Annotated in this window: 11 protein-coding genes; 6 read left to right on the forward strand and 5 right to left on the reverse strand. The window is 62.3% G+C overall.

Annotation, left to right across the window (positions count from 1 at the left end):
- Nucleotides 1–113 precede the first annotated feature (113 nt).
- The 4 genes from BN1137_RS17845 (at nt 114) to BN1137_RS17860 (ending at nt 6,486) form a co-directional block, all read left to right on the forward strand.
- The gene (locus BN1137_RS17845; RefSeq protein ID WP_157433820.1) at nt 114–4,397 is read left to right on the forward strand and encodes an ATP-binding protein; all 4,284 of its coding nucleotides are present in this window, start codon (nt 114–116) and stop codon (nt 4,395–4,397) included.
- Nucleotides 4,378–5,586, forward strand: a complete 1,209-nt coding sequence (locus BN1137_RS17850; RefSeq protein ID WP_050719879.1) for an EAL domain-containing response regulator — start codon at nt 4,378–4,380, stop codon at nt 5,584–5,586. Before BN1137_RS17845 ends, BN1137_RS17850 begins: the two co-directional genes overlap by 20 nt.
- Nucleotides 5,587–5,745: 159 nt before the next feature.
- Nucleotides 5,746–5,949, forward strand: coding sequence for a hypothetical protein (locus tag BN1137_RS17855; protein ID WP_050719880.1), 204 nt, complete (start codon nt 5,746–5,748; stop codon nt 5,947–5,949).
- A gap of 51 nt (nt 5,950–6,000) precedes the next feature.
- A complete protein-coding gene (locus BN1137_RS17860; RefSeq protein ID WP_050719881.1) occupies nt 6,001–6,486 on the forward strand; it encodes a VOC family protein in 486 nt (161 codons plus the stop codon).
- A 112-nt stretch (nt 6,487–6,598) separates the two neighbouring features.
- Here the strand turns inward: BN1137_RS17860 and BN1137_RS17865 are convergent, their stop codons facing one another.
- Nucleotides 6,599–8,032 carry an aldehyde dehydrogenase gene (locus BN1137_RS17865; protein WP_050719961.1) on the reverse strand — a complete coding sequence of 478 codons (1,434 nt, stop codon included), beginning with the start codon at nt 8,030–8,032 and terminating at the stop codon, nt 6,599–6,601.
- Between the two features lie 152 nt (nt 8,033–8,184).
- On the opposite strand from BN1137_RS17865, the gene BN1137_RS17870 reads away from it, so the two are divergent.
- Together BN1137_RS17870 and BN1137_RS17875 are read left to right on the forward strand one after the other, a co-directional pair.
- Nucleotides 8,185–8,736, forward strand: coding sequence for a TetR/AcrR family transcriptional regulator (locus BN1137_RS17870; protein ID WP_050719882.1), 552 nt, complete (start codon nt 8,185–8,187; stop codon nt 8,734–8,736).
- Nucleotides 8,733–9,434: a Rossmann-fold NAD(P)-binding domain-containing protein gene (locus BN1137_RS17875; RefSeq protein WP_198150665.1), complete on the forward strand. Its 702-nt coding sequence runs from the start codon at nt 8,733–8,735 to the stop codon at nt 9,432–9,434. The genes BN1137_RS17870 and BN1137_RS17875 overlap by 4 nt, the downstream gene beginning before the upstream one ends.
- 203 nt (nt 9,435–9,637) lie before the next feature.
- Here BN1137_RS17875 and gcvP read toward each other — a convergent pair whose 3' ends face one another.
- The 4 genes from gcvP to BN1137_RS17895 form a co-directional block, all read right to left on the reverse strand.
- The gene (gene gcvP, locus BN1137_RS17880) at nt 9,638–12,514 is read right to left on the reverse strand and encodes an aminomethyl-transferring glycine dehydrogenase (protein WP_050719883.1); all 2,877 of its coding nucleotides are present in this window, start codon (nt 12,512–12,514) and stop codon (nt 9,638–9,640) included.
- Nucleotides 12,515–12,793: 279 nt separating this feature from the next.
- Nucleotides 12,794–13,183, reverse strand: a complete 390-nt coding sequence (gene gcvH, locus BN1137_RS17885; RefSeq protein ID WP_050719884.1) for a glycine cleavage system protein GcvH — start codon at nt 13,181–13,183, stop codon at nt 12,794–12,796.
- A 78-nt stretch (nt 13,184–13,261) separates the two neighbouring features.
- On the reverse strand, nt 13,262–14,359 hold the full coding sequence (gene gcvT, locus BN1137_RS17890) for a glycine cleavage system aminomethyltransferase GcvT (RefSeq protein WP_050719885.1): 1,098 nt from the start codon (nt 14,357–14,359) through the stop codon (nt 13,262–13,264).
- A 405-nt stretch (nt 14,360–14,764) separates the two neighbouring features.
- Nucleotides 14,765–15,997: an FAD-dependent 2-octaprenylphenol hydroxylase gene (locus BN1137_RS17895; protein WP_050719886.1), complete on the reverse strand. Its 1,233-nt coding sequence runs from the start codon at nt 15,995–15,997 to the stop codon at nt 14,765–14,767.
- Nucleotides 15,998–16,067: the final 70 nt, after the last annotated feature.

Below are 16,067 nucleotides of genomic sequence, written 5' to 3' on the forward strand. Positions count from 1 at the left end.
CTGTTTTGATTAGCGAGCTGAATCTGAGCTGTCTATGCCAACCTTATCAATAGACGGTGCACGAAGCAGGCCCTTACACTGCGACCCTTATCACATTTACCAGGAGATGTATCTTGCGCGGGGTTGTTCGACTACTGATTTTGCTGACACTGCTGGCGGGTCAGGTAGTACTGGCCGAGGTGCCGGCCCCCTATGCCCTGCGCCTCGATGCCGAGCAGCGTGAATGGTTGCGCGAGAAGCAGACCCTGGTGATCGGCATGCCGGCTTCCGACTGGGCGCCTTACAGCTACTACACGGGCGACAATCACTATCAGGGGTTGCTGCACGATTACCTGAAGACGGTCAGTCAGCGGCTCGATCTCAGACTCCGCTACCGGGCTTATCCCATCTTCGAAGATGCCCAGCAGGCCTTGCGCAGCGGCGAGGTCGACGCCCTTGCCGGGGTGGCCATGACACCCCAGCGCCAGAACCTGATGCATTTTACCGCACCGCTTATCGAGATCCCGCGCGCCGTGCTGCTCGCCAAGTCGGGCCCGCCCCCCGACTTGGCGCAGGCCGCGCAGATGCAGTGGGTCTGCGAGCGAGGCTATGACAATTGCGATCTGCTCGAACACCTTGGCTTCAAGAAGATCAAGCATGTTGATACCAACATGGAAGCCCTGTTCATGGTCAAGTACGGGTTGGCGGATGCCTACCTCTCCGATCGCCCTTATCTGGAGACCAACATAGCCAGTCAACGGGTCAAGGCCCAGCATCTGGTCGAGGTGCCCTGGATAGAATCCGCCCAGCTTTCCCTCTCCACGGATACCAACAATGTGCGGCTGGGAGCCCTGCTCGGGCTCGCGGTGGACAGCCTGACCCTGCAGGACAAGCACGCGCTCATCGAGCTGGCCGGCATCTATCGCGAGCCCAAAGAGAAGAGCCGGGCCTCCAACCTGTTTACCCCGCAGGAGCAGGCATGGATCGCCCATCACCGGGAGGTACGCTTCGCGCCTGGCCCCTGGTTTGGTCTCGCCACCCTTGATGACAACGGCAAGCTCAGCGGCATGCTGGCGGATCTGCTGACCCTGATCGAGCGGCGCAGCGGTCTGCGTTTCAAGCTGCAACCCACCGATCCCCAGACGGGCAGCCTGGTCATGCTGGCAGAAGGCAAGCTGGATCTCGTCCCGGCCATCGTCAACCTGCCCGAGCGAAGGAAGCACTTCCTATTCATCCCGGACTACCTGACCCTGAAACGCATGCTGATCACCCGGCGCGAGAAGGGGGAGTTGAACAACCTCAGCGAGCTCAAGGGAGCCAGGATTGCAGGGAGTAAAGCCTCGGCCGATGAGACCATCATCCGTGCCTGGCAGGCCGAGCCCGTCACCTTCTCCTCCTTCGATGAGCAACTGGCGGCCCTCGCCGAGGGCCGCGTGGACTACATCCTGGCCAATGGCGGGGTCAGCGGTCAGATCCTGCACAAGGACACAGGCCAGGGGCTGCGCATCGCCTACAGCGGCGACGAGCTGGATGCGCCTCTGGCGATGGTGGTGACCAAGGACAACCCCCTGCTGGCCAGCATCCTTGCCAAGACCCTGGGCTCGATCAGCCCGGAAGAGATGCAACTGCTGCAAGACAAGTGGTTCACCCTAAAAATAGAAACAGGAATCAACAGAAGCCAGTTGTTACGACTGGTTATCTGGATGGTTGGCAGCATTGTTGTCGTGGTGTTTTTTGGCTATTTATGGAACCGTTCCCTCAGCCGCGAAGTGCGCCAGCGTCAGCGGGCCGAGACCGCACTCTCGCATCAGTTGCAACTGATGGAGACCCTGCTCGATACCCTGCCCAACATGGTGGTACTCACCAACGATCAGCTGGAAATCTCGATCACCAACCGGGCCTACCGCCAGCTCTACCTCGGTGGAAAAGATACCCATGGGGATTATGCGATGCTGCTCAATCAGATCCTTCCCCCGGAGGTCATACTGCGCATCCAGGACGAAGATGCCCGGGTGTGGGAAAGCGGGGAGGATCTCTACTCCCAGGGAGAGGTTGAGCAGCACGATGGCAGCGAGCGGATCATCACCTATCACAAGCGGCTGTTTCGCGACCAGAAAGGGGAGAAAGCGGGGGTACTCACCGTCCTCACCGACATGACCGAGCAACTGCACGCCCAGGCCCGCGCCAGAGAGGCCGAGGTTCGCCTCTCCCGCTTGACCGACAGCATTCCCGGCTTCGTGTTCCAGTTCGAGTATCGGGGCAAGGGAGAGGGGCAGTTCCAGTATGTCAGCGCCGGCGCCCAGGAGATGAACCTGCTCACGTCGCAGCAGATCCTCTCGCGCCAATATCACGAGCTGCTGCCCTATATCGACGAGCCCCTGCGATCCACCCTGCTCACCGAGCTCGAGCGCCAGATCGCCGAAGAGGCCCAGGTCGATATCACCATTCCCTCGCGCCTGGTTGATGGCAAGGTACGCAGCCTGCAAGTGCGCGGCAATACCATCCGCCAGCCCGATGGCAGCGCCGTGCTCTATGGCATGGTGCAAGACATCACGGCGCTGAACGAACAACAGCAGGCACTCAAGGAGGCGCATCAGAAGGCCGAGGCGGCAACCCGGGCCCGGGATCGCTTCCTCGCCACCATGAGTCATGAGCTGCGCACCCCCATCGCCGGCATGCACGGCATGCTGGAGCTGCTGCAGCTGGGCCAGCTGAGCGAAGATCAGCACTATCTGGTGCGCAACGTGGTCAGCTCTGCCAATAACCTGCTCTATCTGGTCAACGACATCCTCGACTACTCCAAGATGGAGGCTGATCAGCTGCGCCTGGAGCCACGTTCCGTGCGCCTGGCCGAGGTGCTCTGCGCCGTGGTGCGCAGCAACGTGACCACCGCGCGCCAGAAGGGATTGCAAGTCCAGCTGCAGTGGGATACCACGTTGCCGGACAGGGTCGAGATCGACTCGAACCGGCTGGGACAGATCTTCTCCAACCTGCTGCACAACGCCATCAAGTTCACCGAGCGGGGCAGCATCACCCTCACCCTCGCCTGTCAGGATGCGCTGCTGTGGCTGAGGGTGGAGGACACCGGCATCGGCATCGCCCCGGAGCGGTTGCCTCGCCTCTTCACCCCTTTCGAGCAGGAAGATACCAGCATCAGCCGCCGTTTCGGGGGGACCGGGCTCGGCCTCGCCATCAGCCGCAATCTGGTCGAGCGGATGGGGGGAAGCCTGACGCTGGAAAGCGATCCGGGTCTGGGTACCCGGGCCATCTTGTCGCTGCCACTGCGCCAGCCCTGCTGGGACGAGCCGCCGCTGGCCGGCACTCACTGGCAAGTCTCGGCCTCCCTGTACGAGGGAGCCGCCTTGCTGCGCAGCTTCGGCGCCGAGGTGACGCTCTGCGATCGAGAGGCCCCCCTCGCGCCCGGGCTGTTGCTACTGGACGAACCCACGGCGCAAACCCTCTGCCCGCCAGGTTGCCAACAGGGTCATGAGAGCCCCGCCTGTCGGGTGGTGCATGCTGGCTACCGGATTGTCTATCTCAGCGAGCTGGAGAGCCTGCGTACCAGTGTGCATCCTGGCAACTGCCTGCGCCTTGGCAGTCACCCTCTCTACCCGGATCTGCTGTTGGAGAGCTGCCTCGAACTGACTGCCCGCCGTGATACGGCGACCCCGACCAGCCCCACCATCAGCCAGCTACAGGGCCGGGTGCTGGTCGCCGAAGATCACCCCATCAACCGGGCCCTGCTGCGGCGCCAGCTCGGCCTGCTGGGGCTCGAATTCGAATTATGTGAGAACGGAAACGTCGCGCTTGCCGCCTGGCAGCAGCAGCCGTTCGATCTGCTGCTCACCGACTGCCACATGCCCGAGCTCGATGGCTATCGTCTCACCGCAGCCCTGCGCAAACTGGGGGTCATCGCGCCCATCATCGGCATCACGGCGGATGCCTCCGAGGAGGTGAGCCGCCAGAGCGCCCAAGCCGGCATGACCCGGATGCTCCATAAGCCCTACACGCTGGAGGATCTCGGGCAGCTTCTTGGCCACTACCTGCCGCCCGCCGGGCAACCCGTAGCGCAGATCAGCGCCATAGGGGATCGCTGGATAGACTTGTTTGGCAGTGAGGCCGTGGCCCGCACCCTGGCGGCCGAGTACCTAAGCAGCAACGAGAGCGATCTGGCGACACTACAGGCGGCATTGCCCTCCCTTGAGTGGGACAGCTTGCTCAATGCCGCCCACAGCCTCAAGGGGGCGGCGCACATGGTGGACGAGCACGAGCTGGCCGAACTGGCCCATGCCGTGGAAACCTGCTGCAAGCAGCAAGAATCCGAGCCACTGGCCGAGCTGATCCGCCAGTTGCACAGCAAGGCACAGGCCATCGGCCACGAGATAGGAGCCTGGCTCAATGAACAAACCCCACTCTGAGCTTTCCCTGCTGGTGGTGGAAGACAATGTGTTTCAACGCAAGGTCCTGCTACACCAGCTCCGGGCCCTCGGCTACCCAATGCCGCTCGCGGCCGGTGATGGCGAGGCCGCGCTGGCCCTGTGCTGTCAGCATCCGGTGGATATTTTGCTGTGCGATCTGCGCATGCCCGGCATGGATGGCATGGCACTGCTGCGCCGCCTCTCCCTGAACGGATTTCGTGGCGGCATCATTCTGGTGAGTGCCCTCGACGAGGACGTGGTAGAGGCGGTGCGGCGCATGAGCGATGCCTACGGTCTGCGAGTGCTCGGCCGACTGGATAAACCAGCAAGCCCGGCACGGCTCGCTGCGCTGCTGGCCCGCTGGGCGCCGGATGCCAACCTTCCCCTTGCGGGATCCGGGCCCCATATCGGGGTCGCGGATCTGGCCAGGGCGCTGGCAGAGGGGGAGATAGTGCCCTGGTATCAGCCCAAGGTGAGCTTCGCCACCGGCGAGTGGCTGGGGGTGGAGGCGCTATCTCGCTGGCTGCACCCAAGCCTTGGCATCATACCCCCCGCTCGTTTCATCCCGCTGGCCGAGGAGCACGGCCTCATCACGCCACTGACCAAGCGGCTTATAGATCAGAGCCTGCAGGATGAGGCGAGCTGGCTGGCGGCCGGGCTCGCCATCAAGCTCTCCCTGAATCTCTCGAGCACTAGTCTGGTCGAGGGCAACCTCTGTGATCACCTGCTCGAGCAGTGCCAACACAGGGGGATCAACCCCAACCTCATCACCCTGGAGGTGACCGAGAGCGCCTTCGTCAAGGATCTCGGCCACTCCCTCGAGATGCTGAGCCGGCTACGGATGCACGGCTTTGGCCTCTCCATCGATGACTTTGGCACCGGCTACTCCTCGATGCAGCAACTCAACTTGCTGCCCTTCACCGAGCTCAAGCTGGATCGCAGCTTCGTCGACCGCTGCCACGAGGATCCGGTGCGACTCGCCATCATAGAATCGACCCTGACTCTGGCGCGCAAGATTGGCCTCAGAACCGTGGCCGAAGGGGTAGAAGACAAGGGGACCTGGGATCAGCTGGCTCGTCTGGGCTGCGACGAATGCCAGGGCTACTACGCGGGCCGGCCCATGCCCTTTGATCAACTGCCGGGCTGGCATGCCAACTGGCTGGCCAATGGGCCCGGCCGTCAGGCATAGGGCCTATGCCCTGAGCTGCCGTAAGGGCGCAATCGACCGATGGCCACCCCTGTTCGGCTCGGCGACCATACTGCTATGCCATGCTTCCCCGGCACTACACTCAAGCGTGCCTCCTGCAAGGCGGCAAGCCTGAGTGACCCAAGCCGATGGGAGAGATCCATGTTGAGCACCAGATATCTATTGCCCCTCCTCGCCAGCCTGTTATGGGGCTGCGGCCCCGAACTGGCCGGCACGGCGGCCACCACGGGGGCGCTGCAAGCCGAACAGGCCAAGGCGCAGATGGATGAGTTCCAGCAAGCCCTCAGCGCCGCCGTGGATGCCACACAAGTGGCGGCGTCCGCCGCCGCAACCACTGCCAAATAGCAATCTAACAGACCATTGCGCTGCCAGTAAGCCATGTTATGGAGAGACAACATGATGAAAGCGGAAAAGAACAGGATCTGCCTCTGGTACGATGGCGACGCCGAGGAAGCCGCCCGGTTTTATGCCAGCCTCTTCCCTGACTCCAGGGTCGGAGCGCTGTTTTATGCCCCCACCGACTTTCCCTCCGGCAAGCGGGGAGATCTACTGACGGTCGAATTCGTCCTGATGGGGATCCCCTGCCTCGGGCTCAACGGTGGCCCTGGGGTCAACCACAGCTGGGCCTTCTCGTTCCAGATAGCGACAGAGACCCAGGCCGAGACGGATCGTTACTGGCACGCCATCATCGACAACGGCGGTCAGGCGAGCGAATGCGGCTGGTGCCAGGACAAGTGGGGCCTCTCCTGGCAGATCACCCCCCTCGCCCTCACCCAGGCCCTGGCCGACCCCGATCCCGCCGTCGCCCGGCGCACCTTCGAGGCCATGATGCAGATGAGCAAGATCGACATCGCTCGCATCGAGGCGGCCCGGCGAGGCTGAGCCTCTCGTCCAGCCATAAAAAAGGCCCCGCAGATGCAGGGCCTTTACGTTTCCAGGGGGTAGAGACGCACTTTCACTGGCGAGTCTGTATGAAATAGGCCGCTCGGCTCGGCTAAAGGTTGATGACCTTGTGCTCCACATACATGGCAATCCCCTCGCTGCCGAACTCACGGCCGATGCCGCTTTGCTTATAGCCGCCAAATGGCGCGCGAAAATCGGGCCACTGGCCGTTGATGGAGACAGTCCCTGTTCTCATCTGCCGGGCGATCTCGATGGCCTTTGACTCATCATGGGTCCAGACGCCACCGGACAATCCATAAGGCGAGTCGTTGGCAATGGAGATGGCGTCGTCGAGATCCTGATACGGAATGACGCACACCACGGGGCCGAAGATCTCTTCCTGGGCAATACGCATGCTGTTATTGACGTTGGCAAACAGGGTTGGACTCACGAAGGCGCCCTCGGTCAATCCCTCCGGCATCCCCAAGCCACCGGCGGCCAGCCTTGCCCCTTCGGCGATCCCGCTTTCGATAAAGCCCCAAACACGCTCCTGCTGCCGCTTGGCGACCAGCGGCCCCTGCATGGTCGCAGGATCGCTCGGGTCACCCACCTTGATGGCATTGACCACCTTGGCCAGTGCATCGACAAAGCGGTCATGCATCGTTGCGGGCACCAGCACGCGGGTATGGGCAATGCACGCCTGGCCGTTGTTCATATAGGCGCTGTGCTGGATGGCAGCGGCGGTGGCCGCAATATCCACATCCGGCAAGATAATGGCGGCGGACTTGCCACCCAGCTCGAGGCTAACTCGCTTGAGACTTTCGCCAGCCAGACTGGCGATGCGCTTGCCTGCGCCCGTCGAACCGGTAAAGGCAATCTTGTCCACGCCAGGATGCCTGACTAGATACTCGCTGGTTTCACGCTCGGCCGTCAGTATGCTCAGCACCCCCTCCGGCAGACCCGCTTCGTTGAACAGCTCGCCCAGCAGATGACCGTCCAGGCCGGTTTCCGGCGCCAGTTTGAGCACCACGGAGCAACCGGCCAGCAGCGCGGGGAACAACTTCACCAGCGCCGATTGCTGCGGGGCATTCCAGGGGATGATGGCGGCGACCACCCCCAGCGGCTCGCGGCGCCATATCGTCTCGCCCTTGATAAACGCGGGGCGGCGCTCCTCCCAGGGGAAGCTGGCGGCAGCATCGAGATAGGCCTGGTTTTGCGGCACTATCCCCTGCTGGAGCATGAGTGCGCCGCTGATGGGAGTGCCGTTCTCACGGCTGATCAGAGTCGCAATCTCGTTGGCGTTGGCGGCGTGAAGTGCCGAGAATTTTTGGAGTACAGTCTGGCGCTCAGAGGGTAACAGACGCGGCCAGGGACCGGTGTCGAAGGCCTGGCGTGCGGCGCTAACGGCCAGATCGATGTCGGCTGGAGTGGCGGCAGGCACAGTGCCGACTAGCGCACCATCAAAAGGGGATCGCACTTCGAAAAGATCGCTCCCTTGGGGCGCTACTCGGTGACCGCCAATAAAATGGTGAGTGATGTGAAGCATGATCATTGTCCTTTTACAGGTTACAACCAAACAGTTGGTTTGTAGCATTCTAGACCTTGCTTAGAAGTAGTCAACCAAATGGTTGGTTTGTAGTGTCGGAGGCGCTTTGCTAGACTGGCAACCAATTGGTTGTTAATGAAGGTTGAGGTTTTATGCGAGATCCAGAAGCAACACGTCGTCGTCTACTGGAGGCGGGAACGGCCGAGTTTGCGGCTTACGGCATAGCGGGGGCGCGGGTAGATCGCATCGCCGCAACCTCGTCCTGCAACAAGCAGTCGATCTACGGCCACTTTGGCAGCAAGGAGGGCTTGTTCGATGCGGTCTTCGATGAAATGGTCCTGAACGTCATCAATCACGTCTCTTTCGACCCCTATGATCTGCCTGGCTATGTGTCGCAGATGTTCGACTGGTACAGCGCCCATCCCGAGGTGCTCAGGTTAGCCACCTGGCAGCAACTCGAGCGCGGCGGTATGCCGGAGATGGCGGGAGCAGCGGCCGAGGCCAACGCGGAAAAAGTGGCAAAATTGGTCGAGGCCCAGGATGCCGGTGCCGTGACCAAGGCCATTCCGGCCCAGCACCTGCTGACCCTCATCTATCGGCTCTCGACGGTGCAGCTGGATTATGTGGAGTTGCTGGATGGCAGCCAGAAGGAGGCCGTCCGCAGTGCATTGATCGAGGCCGTGCGCCGTCTGGTGACGCCATGAGGAGCCCACTGAAGGTACTGGTGTTTGGTGCCACTGGCATGCTGGGCCAGGGTGTCATCCGCGAGTGTCTGCTGGCATCCGATGTGTCGCCGCTCACCCTGGTCGGGCGGACAAAAGTGGATCGGCAAGAGGCAAAACTGACCCAGGTTGTGATCCCGGATCTCATGCAGATCGCGGATCATGCCGCCGAATTGACGGGATTCGATGCCTGCTTCTTCTGTCTCGGGGTCTCCTCCTCCGGCATGACGGAGGCGCAATACACGCGCATCACCTATGACCTGACCCTCAGGGTGGCCCGGCTGATGGCCACCATCAATCCCGGCATGGTGTTTGTCTATGTATCCGGGGCGGGCACCGACAACACGGGCAAGTCAGGCTCCATGTGGGCGCGGGTGAAAGGCCGTACCGAACGTGATCTGCAGGCACTGCCCTTTCGCGGCGTCTACCTCATGCGCCCGGCATTCATTCAGCCGCTCCATGGCGCGCAGTCAAAAACCCCTAGCTACAGAAGGCTGTATCAACTCGCTCGCCCCTTCATGCCTTTGATAAAGCGCCTGCTCCCCCACTATTTCCTCACCACAGAGGAGGTGGCGAGCGCCATGCTCAATGTGGCTCGCACCGGCGCGGGCAACCACACGCTGGAGGTTCGCGATATCCAGCGGCTCGCAAGGCAGAGGCCAAATGCGTCAGACAGTTAACAGGCAGCGATGTGGAGCGGCATTGCTGTGACTGACCGCTCTCCAGATCGGCTCGTTGGATCAACCGCTCCGAATTAAGAGCTACCACAGGTAGCCTGCCCAGCAGCAAACTTTGATCTACAGCCAGACGACAAAATAAAAAGGCCCTGCAGATGCAGGGCCTTCGCGTTTTCAACTTAGATAGCCGTGATCACCGATGAAGATTAGTCAGCATAATCCTCGGTCGGGATGCAGGAGCAGAATAGGTTGCGATCCCCGTACACGTCGTCGATGCGGTTGACCGACGGCCACAGCTTGGCGGCGCGCACGGCGTCGGACGGGAACACCGCCTCGGCGCGGGTATAGCCACGGGCCCACTGCTCGTCCATCACGTCATCCTGGGTGTGGGGCGCATGCACCAGCGGGTTGTCGGTCAGGCTCCAATGGCCGTCCTGCACCTTGGCAATCTCGGCACGGATACGGGTCATGGCTTCGACGAAGCGATCCAGCTCGCGCTTGGATTCGGATTCGGTCGGCTCGACCATCAGGGTACCCGCCACCGGGAAGCTCATGGTCGGCGCGTGGAAGCCGTAGTCCATCAGGCGCTTGGCCACGTCCATCTCGCTGATGCCGGAGGCCTCTTTGAGCGGACGAATGTCCAGGATGCACTCGTGGGCGACCCGGCCGTTGCGACCTGTGTAGAGCACGGGGAAGGATTCCCCCAGCTTCTTGGCCAGGTAGTTGGCGTTGAGGATGGCCACCTGAGTGGATTTTTTGAGACCCTCATCACCCAGCATGGCGATGTACATCCAGCTGATGGGCAGGATGCTGGCCGAGCCGAACGGAGCCGCCGACACGGCGCCGTTGTTGCGGCTCTCCTTGTCGGTCTTGACCACGGCATGACCGGCCACGAAGGGGGCCAGGTGCTGTTTCACGCCGATGGGGCCCATGCCAGGACCACCACCGCCATGGGGAATGGCGAAGGTCTTGTGCAGGTTGAGGTGAGAGACGTCCGCACCGATAAAGCCAGGCGCCGTCAGCCCCACTTGGGCGTTCATGTTGGCGCCGTCCAGGTACACCTGACCACCGTGCTGGTGCACGATATCGCACACCTCCTTGATGGTCTCCTCATACACCCCGTGGGTGGAGGGGTAGGTCACCATCAGGCAGGAGAGTTGATCTCCCACCTCGGCGGCCTTGGCGCGCAGGTCGTCGAGATCCACGTTACCGAACTTGTCGCAGGCGGTGACGATGACCTTGAGGCCCGCCATCTGGGCGGAAGCCGGATTGGTGCCGTGGGCGGAGGCCGGGATCAGGCAGACATCGCGATGCCCCTCGCCACGAGACTCGTGGTACTTCTTGATGGCCAGGAGGCCAGCGTACTCGCCCTGGGCGCCGGAGTTCGGCTGCATGCAGACGGCGTCATAACCGGTTACCTTCACCAGCCAGTCTTCGAGGTCTGCCAGCAGCAGCTGGTAACCCTGGGTCTGGGCCAGCGGGGCGAAGGGGTGCAGCTTGCCAAACTCGGGCCAGGTCACCGGGATCATCTCGGCGGTGGCGTTGAGCTTCATGGTGCAGGAGCCAAGCGAGATCATGGCGTAGTTCAGCGCCAGATCTTTCGCTTCGAGACGGTGGATGTAGCGCAACATCTCGGTCTCGGAGTGGTACTTGTTGAACACCTCGTGGGTCAGCACGGCATCGCTGCGCAGCAGATCCGGCGCGATGGCCTGATGGGCCTGCGCCTTGGCATCCAGAGCGGCGACGTCCAGGCCGTGGCCTTTGCCCAGGAACAGATCAAACAGCTCGGCGACATCCTCGCGGGTGGTGGTCTCGGACAGGGAGACGCCCACGGTACCGTCCAGATCCGAGCGCAGGTTGACGCCAAGCAGCTCGGCGCGGGCAACCAGCCCTGCTTTGTCAGCGGTCAGCACAGTGAGGGTATCGAACCAGCTGTTGTGCTTGAGGCTCATGCCCTTGGCGGTGAGACCCAGCGCCAGGATGGACGTCAGGCGATGGACGCGGGACGCTATGGTTTTCAGTCCAACCGGGCCGTGGTAGACGGCGTAGAAGCTCGCCATGTTGGCCAGCAGCACCTGAGCGGTACAGATGTTGGAATTCGCCTTCTCGCGGCGAATGTGCTGCTCGCGGGTCTGCATCGCCATGCGCAGGGCCGGCTTGCCACGGGCATCCTTGGAGACGCCGATGATGCGGCCCGGCATGGAGCGCTTGTAGGCATCGCGGGTGGCGAAGAAGGCCGCGTGCGGGCCACCGTAACCCATGGGCACGCCGAAGCGCTGAGCGGAGCCGAACACCACGTCCGCGCCCAGCTCACCGGGGGATTTGAGCAGCAACAGGGAGAGCATGTCGGCGCCGACGCAGGCCAAGCCCTTCTGGGCCTGGACCGCGGCGATCAGGGTACGCAGATCGGTGACGTTACCAGTGGTGCCGGGGTATTGGAACATGGCACCGAACACCTCCTCGCTCACCGCCTCAGCGGCGGGAGCAACGGCGACGTCGAAGCCAAAATGCACCGCCCGCTCCTTGACCACGTCGATCACTTGCGGGTGCACATCGTCGGCCACGAAGAAGAGGTTGGACTTGGATTTGGCCATGCGCTTGGCGAGCGCCATGGCTTCGGCGGCGGCGGTGGCCTCATCCAGCAGGGAGGCACTGGCCAAGTCCATGCCGGTCAAATCCAGAGTCAACTGCTGGAAGTTCAGCAGCGCCTCGAGACGGCCCTGGGCCAGCTCGGGTTGATAAGGGGTGTAGGCGGTGTACCAACCCGGGTTTTCCAGCACGTTGCGCAAGATGACGTGGGGCACGTGGGTGTCGTGATAGCCCATGCCGATGTAGCTCTTGGCGATCCGGTTTTTCGCGGCGTAGCCCTTGAGTTTGGCCAGGGCCTCCACTTCGGTCATGGGGGCGCCGATGCCGAGCGGGCCGGGACGACGGATGGCGGCGGGGACGGTCTGATCGATGAGATCGTCCAGGCTCTCTGCGCCCACTACGGCCAGCAGGGCGCGCAGCTCTTCCTCACCCGGGCCTATGTGGCGGCGGATGAAGTCGGTTTTTTGTTCGAGTTCAAACAGTGACTGAGTCATTTCCCTGATTTCCTGATAAATAGGTCCTGCTAATAAGTCCTGATAGACATTCCCGAGCCGGCGGCGCCGACTCCACTCATGTTCTGTGTGTCACGGGCACTGGGTGCGGACACGGGATACGGCTGGCGCATCCAGGGGAGTCGCGGTTCTGGCGGCCTGCCCGTCTCATCCAAGAGGAGAGAACGGGCTGGCGCGGGCGACTTCACCCGGCCGCCACGACCCAAAGTCGCTCGCGGCCATACAAAAAGGCCCTGCAAATTCTTGCAGGGCCCGGCATCCTTAGTCTTCGTCGACCACGTTCTGGTAGCCTTCGGCATCCAGCAAGTTGGCGAGCTCAGAGGCGTCGTCCAGCTTGATGCGGAACAACCAGCCGGCGCCGTAGGGATCGGAGTTGACCAGCTCGGGGCTGCCTTCCAGCTCTTCGTTGATGGCGATGATCTCGCCACTCACCGGGCTGTAGATGTCGGAGGCGGCTTTTACCGACTCGGCCACGGCGCAGTCTTCACCGGCACCGATTTGCTTGCCCACTTCCGGCAGATCGACGAACACCATGTCTCCCAGCAGATCCTGGGCGTGCTCGGTGATACCGACCACGGCCTCACCGTTGGCTTCAACACGGACCCACTCGTGGGAGGTGGCATATTTCAGTTCGCTCGGGATATGGCTCATTTCTGCTTCCTTTATGCTCTTGAATCGCTTCGACAAAAAGAACTGGCGAAGGGGAACACCCTTCGCCGCAATAGATAGTTACACCAATGGCTGGCCGTTGCGCACGAAGGCCGGCTTGGTGACCTTCACGGTGACCAGCTTCTTGCGGATCTCGACTTGCGCCTCGGCGCCGATGTCACGGGGCACGCGGGCCAGGGCAATGCTGTAACCCAGGGTCGGCGAGAAGGAGCCGGAGGTGATAATCCCCTCCCGGGTCTCACCACTCTCGCTGGTGAAGGTGACCGGCATGCCGGCACGCAGCACCCCTTTCTCTTCCATCACCAGGCCTACCAATTTTGGTTGGGTACCGGCGGCTTTCTGGGCTTCCAGGGCGGCGCGGCCGATAAACTGGCGATCGCTGGGCTCCCAGGCCAGGGTCCAGGCCATGTTGGCGGCCAGCGGAGAGATAGACTCGTCCATGTCCTGACCGTAGAGGTTCATGCCGGCTTCGAGACGCAGGGTGTCGCGGGCACCCAGGCCGCAAGGGGCCACGCCGTTGTCCAGCAGCGCCTGCCACAGGGCGCAGGCTTGCGGCTCGGGCACCACGATTTCGTAGCCCTCTTCGCCGGTGTAGCCGGTGGTGGCAATGAAGAGATCGCCGGCCTGTACGCCGAAGAAGGGTTTCATCCCCGCCACGGCGGCGTTTTGCTCAGGGGTGAACACCTTGGCCGCCTTGGCCTTGGCTTGCGGGCCCTGTACCGCGATCATGGCGAGTTCCGGGCGCTCGGTGACGCTCACGGCAAAATCGATGGCGTGGTGACGGATCCAGGCCAGGTCTTTCTCGCGGGTGGCGGAGTTCACCACCAGGCGGTAGAAGGTGTCGCCGAGATAATAGGTGATGAGGTCATCGATGACGCCACCGTCCGGGTTCAGCATGCCGCTGTAGAGGGCCTTGCCAGGGACGGTGAGCTTGGCCACGTCGTTGGCCAGCAGGTGTTGCAGGAAGGCTTTGACCCGTTCGCCGGTCAAATCGACGATGGTCATGTGGGAGACATCGAACATGCCCGCATCGGTGCGCACCACATGGTGCTCTTCGAGCTGGGAGCCGTAGTTGATGGGCATCTCCCAACCGTGGAAGTCTACCATCTTGGCACCGGCTTCCAGGTGCTTGGGATGCAGTACAGTAGTCTGGATCATCGCATTCTTTCCTTAGCAAAGAGCCCTAAAGCGTTAGCGACAACACCTGCGACGTCCATCTCGCTTACCTCTCGGGAAGAGAGACAGGATCACAAGGTCTGTGCTCGTTCCTGCCCTTGCCGGGCAAGAGTGATTCCTTGAACGGAGCGGATTATATGACAAGAGCGAGATGCTGCTGCTCAAAAAAAACTAATCCGCCCCCGTTAAACTGACACCAGACACTAAGGCAAAAACAGTGATAAAAACAGTAGATGACCGGCATTTGCGGGATTTAATGTTGATTTTCACCGTTTCGTCACAATTTACAGAAAAACGTTTCGCCTCACGCCAACATTAAAGGCTGGTCCCCAGAAGGGGCATTTCGCCTTGTCAGATTAGATTTATTGTTAAAAACCCCGGGTAGGATTAGATTTTTTCACCCTTGGCCAGGGCCGGCAGCTCTCCGTCCAGCCCCATGGCGGCCCGGATCACCTGGGTTTTGAGGGGAGTCAGGGCATCGAAAGCCCGTAGCCCCACTCCGCGTACCAGCTTCTTGAGTGGATGAACGCCACCAAACAGCCGCTTGAGCCCCTCCATCGCCGCCAGCATGCGGGCGGCCTCGCTCTTGCGCCAGCGCTCGTAACCGCGCAGGTTCTCAAGCCGGCCTATGTCGGCGCCGGTGCGCTGGCTCTTGAGCAGTTGCTCGGCCAGGGCCGCCGCGTCCAACAGGCCGAGGTTCACCCCCTGCCCCGCCAGCGGGTGTATGGTGTGGGCCGCATCCCCCACCAACACCAGCCGCTCGCGGGCAAAGTCGCGAGCATAGCGCGCGGTGAGCGGGATGGCGTTGCGCGCCCCTTCCACCTTGCACAGCCCCAGCCGGCCATCGAAGGCCGCCGTGAGTTGGCGGTTGAATTGCTCCTCATCGCAATCGCACAGCGCCTCGGCGCGGGCGGCGGGGATGGACCAGACGATGGAACAGAGATCCGGTTGCCACAGGGGCAGGAAGGCGAGCGGCCCCTCGGGGGTGAAGATCTGGCGCGCCACCCCATCGTGGGGCTCGCTGGTGCGCACCGTCGCCACCAGGGCGTGATGGCCGTAATCCCAGCTGGTGAGCGGAATGTCTGCCTGGCGGCGCACCCAGGAGTGGGCACCGTCGGCCGCCACTACCAACTTGGCCGAGAGGGCGCGGCCATCGTCCAGCAGCAGGACGGCGCCCGCCTCGCCACATTGCAGACTCTGGGCTCGCGCCGGGGTGAGTAGCTGGATGTTGCTTGCCCCATTATTGCCATCAAGAATGGCATCGAGCAGCGCCAGCTGAATGACCCGGTTCTCGATGATATGGCCGAGGGCGCTCTGGCGCAAACTGGCGGCATCGAAAGCTATGTGGCCGAAGCTGTCTTGCTCCCACACCGCCATCTTGTCGTAAGGCTGCAGGCGCCGCGCCTCGATACCGGCCCAGGCGCCGACCCCTTGCAAGATGTGTTGGCTGGCCAGACTCAAGGCGCTGACCCTGTTGTCCGGCGCCGCCCCGAGCACTGGGTCGGGCAACTGGCCTTCCACCACGGCCACGCTCAGTGCACTGTTTTTAAGGGCGGCGGCGAGCCCGAGGCCCACCATGCCGCCCCCCACGATCACCACATCCACCGTCTGCATTTGCATCATCTATTCCTTCGCTGGCCGGCCGCCTTGGCCACCGGCATCATCAATCAATTCGTCGCAGGCGGGCCTG

This window comes from Aeromonas tecta, assembly GCF_000820185.1.
Taxonomy (GTDB): Bacteria; Pseudomonadota; Gammaproteobacteria; order Enterobacterales; family Aeromonadaceae; genus Aeromonas; species Aeromonas tecta.

What these genes read in the sequence shown, in the direction of transcription:
- BN1137_RS17850 (WP_050719879.1), top strand. Translation starts at nt 4,378, where the DNA reads ATGAACAAACCCCACTCTGAGCTTTCCCTGCTGGTGGTGGAAGACAAT.
- BN1137_RS17855 (WP_050719880.1), top strand. Translation starts at nt 5,746, where the DNA reads ATGTTGAGCACCAGATATCTATTGCCCCTCCTCGCCAGCCTGTTATGG.
- BN1137_RS17860 (WP_050719881.1), top strand. Translation starts at nt 6,001, where the DNA reads ATGATGAAAGCGGAAAAGAACAGGATCTGCCTCTGGTACGATGGCGAC.
- BN1137_RS17865 (WP_050719961.1), bottom strand. Translation starts at nt 8,032, where the DNA reads ATGCTTCACATCACTCACCATTTTATTGGCGGTCACCGAGTAGCGCCC.
- BN1137_RS17870 (WP_050719882.1), top strand. Translation starts at nt 8,185, where the DNA reads ATGCGAGATCCAGAAGCAACACGTCGTCGTCTACTGGAGGCGGGAACG.
- BN1137_RS17875 (WP_198150665.1), top strand. Translation starts at nt 8,733, where the DNA reads ATGAGGAGCCCACTGAAGGTACTGGTGTTTGGTGCCACTGGCATGCTG.
- gcvP (WP_050719883.1), bottom strand. Translation starts at nt 12,514, where the DNA reads ATGACTCAGTCACTGTTTGAACTCGAACAAAAAACCGACTTCATCCGC.
- gcvH (WP_050719884.1), bottom strand. Translation starts at nt 13,183, where the DNA reads ATGAGCCATATCCCGAGCGAACTGAAATATGCCACCTCCCACGAGTGG.
- gcvT (WP_050719885.1), bottom strand. Translation starts at nt 14,359, where the DNA reads ATGATCCAGACTACTGTACTGCATCCCAAGCACCTGGAAGCCGGTGCC.
- BN1137_RS17895 (WP_050719886.1), bottom strand. Translation starts at nt 15,997, where the DNA reads ATGCAAATGCAGACGGTGGATGTGGTGATCGTGGGGGGCGGCATGGTG.